The organism is Burkholderia sp. E168m23 (assembly GCF_016586125.1).
Classification (GTDB): domain Bacteria; phylum Pseudomonadota; class Gammaproteobacteria; order Burkholderiales; family Burkholderiaceae; genus Burkholderia; species Burkholderia orbicola.
The window spans coordinates 1-2,708 of sequence record NZ_BCPP01000953.1 but is presented as its reverse complement, the minus strand read 5'-3'; the positions used below and the strand labels follow the sequence as shown (position 1 = coordinate 2,708).

Sequence of the window (2,708 nt, the reverse complement as noted above, 5' to 3'; positions counted from 1 at the left end):
TTTCTTCAACGGGCCGAACCATACGTTCGACGGCGCCCATCCGGTGAATGAGCAGTTCGTCGGGCCGGGCGCGCCGCGCGGTGCGTGGGTCGGCGTGCGCTATGCGTGGGATTGAGCGGCGCGTGGCCGTGTGTGGCGCGCTTGCATGTGTCGTCGCGTCATGACACGAGCGAGTGCGGGGCCGTTACGTGAGCGGCACCGTCGCGAACATCGCATTGACGGCGCGTGCGACGCTGCGCGCCAATGCCGGGTCGCTTGCGAGATGCCCGGCCTGCACGCGTTCGATTTCCGCTTCGGGTGCGGCCCGCGCGAGGCGTTCGACGTTGCCGACCGGGCAAACGGGATCGTGCATCCCGTGCGCGGCGAACAGCGGCACGCGCGCCTGTGCGGCCCGTCGCGCGAGCGCGAGCACGCGGCGCTCGCCGAGCCAGCAGTCGTGTTGCAGGTAGTGCGCCTGGACCCGGTATTTGTCGATCAGACGGCCGACGGTCTGGTTCGAACGGACCGCATGCACGGGCGAGCGGCGCGTGCGTGCCGATGCGAGGATCGCGCTTTCGTATGCGTGCCACGCGAGCGCCACTGCGCGCTGGCGGGCTGTGTTCGCGCCGGGGCGCAGCCCGGCAGCGCAGCGCGACAGCAGGTGATCCGGCCGGCCGCCGCCGGCCGCTGCATGCAGGCGCCGCCATTCGCGCGGCGCACGCGTGCGGGAAGTCATGAAGAGCCCGCGGACTTCGCGTGGCGACGTCAGGAACAGCCCGCGCAGCACGACGCCCGTCACCCGCGCCGGATGCGTGCCCGCATACGCGAGCGCGAGCGCGGCGCCCCACGAGCCGCCGACGACGCCCCAGCGGGCGATGCCGAGCTGCTCGCGCACCGCCTCCAGATCCGCGATCAGCCGCGCGGTGTCGTTGTGGCGCGTGCCGCCGCGCGGCCCCGACGCGCCCGCGCCGCGCTGATCGACGAGCACGACGCGCACGCGGGTGAGGTCGAACAGCCGCAGGATGCCGGCCTGGCTGCCGCTGCCGGGCCCGCCGTGCAGCACGACGACCGGATGGCCCTGCGCGGCGCCGGCCACGGCGAAGGCGATCGATTGCGCGTCGCGGTGCAGGCGCCTGTGTACGGGCGGGGCCGGTGACGCCGGCGTATCGGGCAAGGCCCGCGGCGCGAGCGATGGCGTGGATCGAGTCGGGCGACGCGTCATGTCTGTCGATAGGGTTCGGAAGGGGGAACTTTCGGCGGCCGGACGGTGGCCGGGCCTGCCCTGCGACAAAGCGAGAAGCGCGCCAGAAGCGCGCCCGCCGCGAAGATCCGGATTCGCACGGGTAGTCACGCGTCGGGAAATCACGGTATCACGAAGGCAGGCCGTCGCCTGACGCGACACGCCGCCGCTGCGCCCGGTCGATTCATTACATCGTCCTTTCAGTTTCGTTGCGTGGCGCCAGCGTGGCCCGATGCTTGCTTGCAGTGACGGCAAAGAGTCCGGCAGTTGACCGGAAGGATCCCCCGGAGGAGACAATGCGCGATGACGTAGAGCAGGCGGCCGGGTCACGGGCCGCGCATCCCGCCGGCTGGCCCGCGCCGTCGATCCAGAAGGCCCATGAGCGCTCGGAGACGTTCGGCCTGCAGGTATCGGCGCGGCCCGACTACGACGTGCTGTCGAACGCGGCGCTGGTGCTCAAGCGCGAGCAGAGCCGGGTGCTGTGCGTACACGCGATGCCGGTGATGGAGACGCTGCACGAGCAGATCGTCAACACGCAGAGCATGATCGTGCTGACCGATGCGGAAGGGCTGATCCTGCATTCGATCGGCGACGACGATTTCCTGCGCCGCGCGGAGAAGGTCGCGCTGCGCCCGGGCGCGAACTGGGCGGAGAACCGGCAAGGCACCAACGCGATCGGCACGGCGCTGGCCGAGCTGTGCCCGATGGTCGTCCACGGCGACCAGCACTTCCTGGCCGCGAACCGCTTCCTGACCTGTTCGAGCGTGCCGATCCTCGATCCGTACGGCGACGCGATCGGCGTGCTCGACGTGACGGGCGACCACCGCAGCTATCACCAGCACACGATGGCGCTCGCGAAGATGTCGGTGCAGATGATCGAGAATCACCTGTTTACGACGACCTTTCAGGAAACGCTGCAGGTGTCGTTCCATGGCCGCCCCGAATTTCTCGGCACGCTGATGGAGGGGATCGTCGCGTTCACCGCCGATGGCCGCTTCCTGTCGGCCAATCGCAGCGCGCAGTTCCAGCTCGGCATGCCGCTCGCCGCGCTGCGCGCGCACACGCTGTCGTCGCTGTTCGACGTCACCAGCGCCCAGCTGATCGACCGCATGCGCGCGAGCACCGACCGGCACCTGATGCTCAATCTCGGCAACGGCGCGGTGGTCTGCGCGCGCGTGCACTTCCGCCGCGCGACGCTCGCCGAAGGCAGCCGGCCGACGGACGTCCACGACGCGGGCGCGCCGGCCGCGCGCGCGAACGCGGTGCCCGCGCCGGCGGCGGGCACGTCGGCCGGCCTGTCGCGGCTCAACTATCTCGACACCGGCGATGCGCAGGTCGCCAGCGTGATCGCGAAGGTGCGCAAGGTGATCGGCAAGGACATCCCGATCCTGATCACCGGCGAGACCGGCACCGGCAAGGAACTGCTCGCGCAGGCGATCCACAACGACTCGCCGCGCCGCGACGCGCCGTTCGTCGCGGTCAACTGTGC

General features: G+C 70.7%; 2 protein-coding genes. One reads left to right on the top strand and one right to left on the bottom strand.

Annotated features, from left to right (window positions below):
* Positions 1-184: 184 nt before the first annotated feature.
* Entirely contained in the window at positions 185-1,201 is a 1,017-nt protein-coding gene (locus JMF90_RS32485; RefSeq protein ID WP_011547061.1) for an alpha/beta fold hydrolase, read from the bottom strand.
* A gap of 314 nt (positions 1,202-1,515) precedes the next feature.
* On the opposite strand from JMF90_RS32485, the gene JMF90_RS32480 reads away from it, so the two are divergent.
* On the top strand, positions 1,516-2,708 hold a 1,193-nt coding region (locus JMF90_RS32480), incomplete at its 3' end, for a sigma-54-dependent Fis family transcriptional regulator (protein ID WP_201325965.1).